Source organism: Campylobacter sp. MG1, from assembly GCF_026616895.1.
Taxonomy (GTDB): domain Bacteria; phylum Campylobacterota; class Campylobacteria; order Campylobacterales; family Campylobacteraceae; genus Campylobacter_E.
The window spans coordinates 1-5,192 of sequence record NZ_JANYME010000023.1 but is presented as its reverse complement, the minus strand read 5'-3'; the positions used below and the strand labels follow the sequence as shown (position 1 = coordinate 5,192).

8 protein-coding genes are annotated in these 5,192 nt (G+C 25.1%); all 8 read right to left on the bottom strand.

Going from position 1 to position 5,192, the window contains the following annotated elements; all coding sequences use genetic code 11:
• On the bottom strand, window positions 1–580 hold a 580-nt coding region (locus NY022_RS09475), incomplete at its 3' end, for a hypothetical protein (protein WP_267525627.1).
• Window positions 581–617: 37 nt separating this feature from the next.
• Window positions 618–992 (bottom strand): hypothetical protein, encoded by a 375-nt coding sequence (locus NY022_RS09470; protein ID WP_267525625.1) that lies wholly within the window; start codon window positions 990–992, stop codon window positions 618–620.
• Between the two features lie 155 nt (window positions 993–1,147).
• Window positions 1,148–1,546: a hypothetical protein gene (locus NY022_RS09465; protein WP_267525623.1), complete on the bottom strand. Its 399-nt coding sequence runs from the start codon at window positions 1,544–1,546 to the stop codon at window positions 1,148–1,150.
• An 8-nt stretch (window positions 1,547–1,554) separates the two neighbouring features.
• Window positions 1,555–1,824: a hypothetical protein gene (locus NY022_RS09460; protein WP_267525621.1), complete on the bottom strand. Its 270-nt coding sequence runs from the start codon at window positions 1,822–1,824 to the stop codon at window positions 1,555–1,557.
• Window positions 1,825–1,949: 125 nt separating this feature from the next.
• On the bottom strand, window positions 1,950–2,171 hold the full coding sequence (locus tag NY022_RS09455; protein ID WP_267525618.1) for a hypothetical protein: 222 nt from the start codon (window positions 2,169–2,171) through the stop codon (window positions 1,950–1,952).
• A gap of 72 nt (window positions 2,172–2,243) precedes the next feature.
• Window positions 2,244–3,545: a hypothetical protein gene (locus NY022_RS09450; protein WP_267525617.1), complete on the bottom strand. Its 1,302-nt coding sequence runs from the start codon at window positions 3,543–3,545 to the stop codon at window positions 2,244–2,246.
• A 174-nt stretch (window positions 3,546–3,719) separates the two neighbouring features.
• Window positions 3,720–4,103, bottom strand: coding sequence for a hypothetical protein (locus tag NY022_RS09445; RefSeq protein WP_267525614.1), 384 nt, complete (start codon window positions 4,101–4,103; stop codon window positions 3,720–3,722).
• A 17-nt stretch (window positions 4,104–4,120) separates the two neighbouring features.
• Window positions 4,121–5,192 (bottom strand): hypothetical protein (locus tag NY022_RS09440; RefSeq protein ID WP_267525612.1); only part of this gene is annotated, 1,072 nt, incomplete at its 5' end.

The window sequence follows — 5,192 nt, the reverse complement described above, 5'->3', positions numbered from 1 at the left end:
CTTTTTTTAATCTATCATTATTAATATCACATACTTTTATATTATTTTTATTAGCAATTAGTTTTATACTATCATCATAGATTGTAAATAAAAAGCCTTTGTAATTATCATCTCTTATTTTAAGTAACTCTTCATCGCTAAATTCTATGTTTAGTTTGATTGGAGATGGTATGTCGTTTGTGTATATTTGACATATACTAGGGCAATAATAGCCTTCTAAATATTCAAGACCACTATCATCCCAAATATCAACTGGATCCCAAACACCAACTGGCATATGCTTTTTAAAATACTCTATTATCTCATCACTACTTGCATCCCAATTTCCATTTTTTTGATTTCTTATAAAACCTTTTAGTTCCAGTTCTTTAGGCACATAAAATTCTAATAATTCTAATTCCATTAATCCTTTAATAGCTAAAAAGAAAATTTCATCTTTGGTTTTACTATCTAAATAATCGACGTCTAAATTATATTTTTCTTCAACATAACTTACAGCATACCAATGTAACTTATCAGTCCAAAGAGGTTCCCTATCATAAATCTCATATAAATCCTCTTTGCTAAATTCTATTTTCATAATTGCTCCTTTTAAGGTGTAAATTTTAAATCAAGCACTAAAAATCACTAAATTCAATATTGTCAAAATTTTCTAACTCTAAGCAATTTTCACACATTACATTATAAATGTGTAGCACTCCAACATAATCACCATAAGCAAGTAGTAAATAATGCGTCCATTGTTTTTCATTGACTGATACATGCATATTTAAAATTGGATTTGTTGGAAAATTATCTTTTGAAAGTGGTTTTGTATCTTTTGTGTTTTTAAAAAAGACAAGTATGCAATCTGGATATTCTTCTATTTGCTTTATTAATAAACTTTCTAAATGTAATACAAGCTCATCTTTTCCTTTAATGTCTTGTTGCAACATAACATTTAACCAAGTTTTTATCCTGCTGTCTAAATTTTTATTTTTTATTTTATACATCAAATCGCTCCTTTTGTTATTTATCTATAATGTAACATTAAACATTTATTCTTTTTATATCTTTATATAAATTTATTCATACTAATTTATAATTAATTTACAATATTTTTATAATTTAATATATTTTACATAATGCAATTCACATTATTTTCTTTTTACCTTTCTTTTTGATTTTTTTTTGGCTTAGTTATGTTGTTTGCCTCTTTTTCTTCTCTTAATATTTCTACTTCTTTTTGATTAATAGCGTTTTCATATTCATTTATTTCTTTTTTAGTTGCTTTTTTTGTCTTTATGTTACAATTGGGGCATTTGCCTCTTATTGTTTCTTCATATTTAAAAATTTTTATACATTTATTACACTTTACATAATATGGTTTTCTTTTTAAATCATAATAAATTAATGCAATACCCAATAAAAAGGTAATAATTGCTTCTAATATAGAAACTTCTCTCCAGCCTCTAAAATATGTTTTCCCTAAAATTATGCCTAGACTACCTTCAATTACAAACAAAACACCGCACGCAAAATAAGTATTGCTTATAAATGTAAACATATTTATTCCTATTTTGAAATTGTATTTTTTATTGTATTTATACCATCATACAAATTTTCTTGCTTATCAATTATGTTATATATTGAACCCCAAAAAGTGCTAGGTGGCATACTATCATTCAATATATCATTTGCTATCATAAAAGTTTCAGTTATTATCACAGGGTTATTTAATCCATCTCTAATCTCGTTAATAGTATTATCCACCATATCTGGTTTTTGATTTAAAATACTAGAATATTCTTTATTTGTTATAATTTTATTATCTGTGTTACTCAAAGCTTTTTTACCTATTAATCTTAATTCTACATTGTTAAATTTATCAGCATTATAAACAAAATTATTTCCTATTAAAGTTTCTTTATTATTTATAAAATTAACTTCTCTTATATTTGTATTAATATTTACACTATTGCTGTTATTAATGAAAGGATGGTTTGTTTGGTTGCTGGTGTGATTTGGGGTTGATTGGATTTAGAAGCATTATTATCTATAATAATATCATTAGCAAAGGCTAAATAAGGAAAGAGTAAAGTTAGGCTAATGATTAGTAAGATGATGGTTTGTTTTATAGAGTTATTTAGCTTACTTGCTAAAGCCTTTGCATTATTACTTTTCTTATTCATTTTTTTTCCTTAATAACTTAGGTATATAATAAAACAAAAACCATCATCTCTTTTACTAATCACTACTGCACTCTATTTATACTCTTTTTTGTGCCAAATAACTATAGGGTGAATAGTTTTGAATTTATTAAGTATTTCTTTTTCTTTAATATCGCATATTACTTTATCAACATCTACTTTCCAACTTTTAATCATATTCAATGACTCTTCTTTAGAATAATTTTTAGACCCATAAAACAACTCCTCTTTAATTTTATCAGGCACTTCAAAGAATTCTATTAAGCCTTTTTCTGAGAATTTTTTTAACACATTACAAAAAGCTTCAAAAGATGTCTTATCATCTAATAATTCATCCCATAAACTTATTTTATTTTTTAAAGCGACATAACGACGAGTCTTGATATACATAGCGTAAATATCTTTATCATATAAACTCATACTTATATTATTTAACTCTTCATCACTAAAATCTATGTCTATTGTTCCTGTTTTATTCTCTTTAAGAAATTCTACATACATAATTCCTTGATTAGTTGCATAATGAATGTAACCTTCATCTACCCAACCAAGAACAGGGCAATAATCTCCAAACCAATAAACACCTTTAGTATTTTTATAATCTTTATGCCAAGGATTATTAGGCATATTCTCTTTTAGATAATTTATCATCTCATCATTATTTAAATCCCAGACATATTTTTTATAATCATCTTTATTTAATTCTTCCTTAGCTTCTAATACTTTTGGTGGATAAAGCACAACTAATTCTAAATCTAGCATTCTTTTTAAGGCTGTTAAGAATATTTCTTTTTTTAATCTATCATTATTAATATCACATACTTTTATTTTATTTTTATTAGCAATTAGTTTTATACTATCATCATAGATTGTAAATAAAAAGCCTTTGTAATTATCATCTCTTATTTTAAGTAATTCTTCATCACTAAATTCTATGTTTAGTTTGATTGGAGATGGTATGTCGTTTGTGTATATTTGACATATACTAGGGCAATAATTGCCTACTAAATATTCAACAAGGTCGCTAGTATCAAAAATGCCAATTGGCATATGCTTTTTAAAATACTCTATTATTTCATCACTACTTATATCCCAAGCCCCAGTTTTTTGATTTCTTATAAAACCTTTTGAATGCAATTCAATCGGTGCCTCAAATTCTAATAATTCTAATTCCATTAACCCTTTAATAGCTAAAAAGAAAATTTCATCTTTGGTTTTACTATCTAAATAATCGACGTCTAAATTATATTTTTCTTCAATACAATCTACAGCATACCAATGCAACTTATCAGTCCAAACAGCAGGTCCTCTATTATAAATCTTATATAAATCCTCTTTGCTTAATTCTATTTTCATAATTGCTCCTTATTAAATTTGTTTTTTTATTTTTTTACTTACTTCCTTTAGAGTTTGGTGTTAATTTAGGAAATTTTAACTCAATTCTTTTATCAATTATGGTATTTAAATTATTTTTAGATTTTTTATAATATTACCTCTTATAAATAATCTACTTTTAAAAGATATTCATAATTATCCTATACCAAATTCTATGTTTTCAAAATTTTCTAATTCCAAATAGTTTTCACACATTAGATTGTAAATATGCAACGAGCCTACATAATCACCATAAGCAATCAGTGTAAAACTTGTATAGTGTTCTTTTTCTAAAACTACTGAAGTTACCATCATATTTAAAATTGGATTTGTTGGAAAATTATCTTTTGAAAGTGGTTTTGTATCTTTTGTGTTTTTAAAAAAGACAAGTATGCAATCTGGATATTCTTCTATTTGCTTTATTGATAAACTTTCTAAATGTAATACAAGCTCATCTTTTCCTTTAATGTCTTGTTGCAACATAACATTTAACCAAGTTTTTATCCTGCTGTCTAAATTTTTATTTTTTATTTTATACATAAAATCGCTCCTTTTTTTTATTTATCTATTATACGATAATAAGTTCCTATATTTATTTTTCCATTTGGCAATTTTTTAGCAATAAATTTAAATTTGAAACCATTTAAATTTATATAATTTATATATGGATTATTTGTTGATATTTTTGACCAATCTATTTTAGTTTTAGATAAATGGTTTGCGATAGCTTCATTAACTATTACATGATTTAGTCCAACATCTTCTGCATGTCTACCACCATGTCCAAAAGTATATGTTTGTCCATTTATAGTTGTTTCGTACGATACACCACCGCCACCTTTTGGTGCCTTATATGCTTTTGGTATTTCAACTTTTTTTCCAACTTCAGCTATTTCTTTAGTAACTGTATTGGCAATATTTGCATTAAGTGTGTTATTTCCTATATCTATTCTGTTTAGCAGTGAATTATTAATGTCTTTTGTTAATTTATTCTCTACTATATTTTCTGCTATATTACCTATTGCTTTACTACTATTATTTAAAGCGGATAAACTAGCTTTGTTAAATAAACTTAAACTAAAAAATATTGAAAAATCTTCTTCTAAACCTTGTGGTTGATTAGGGGTCCAATTTGAATTTTTATATTGTTCATTTGTAGCTGTAAATAATGATGTATTATAAGTTTCTCCATACCAATCAATAAATGTTAATCCCTTAGAATTATCCTTTAAAAATTGTATGCCATCTATCATATCATTTTGTGACATTTTGATATGATATGTATTGCCTTCAAGTAAGGATGTTAGATTACTTACATCATATTCTATACCTTCGTTATTGTCTATATAATTTTCCATTTTATCAAATTTTATTTTGCTACTTTTATCTATTTCATACATAGCCGAAAAATATAATTTGATGAATGCTTCGTTTTCAGATATTTTATTTTTAATAGCATATGGTTTGGTTAATTCTATTATTTTATCTTTCTCTTCAGCACTTAACTGCCTATTAACTCCTAAATCTTTATTTAAATTTAAAAACTCAGCATTTGCTTTATTGTAATAATTTGAATATGTTGTAAAATCAAGCTCATTTGTAAAGTTTTTAGAATATTCTTTATTTACA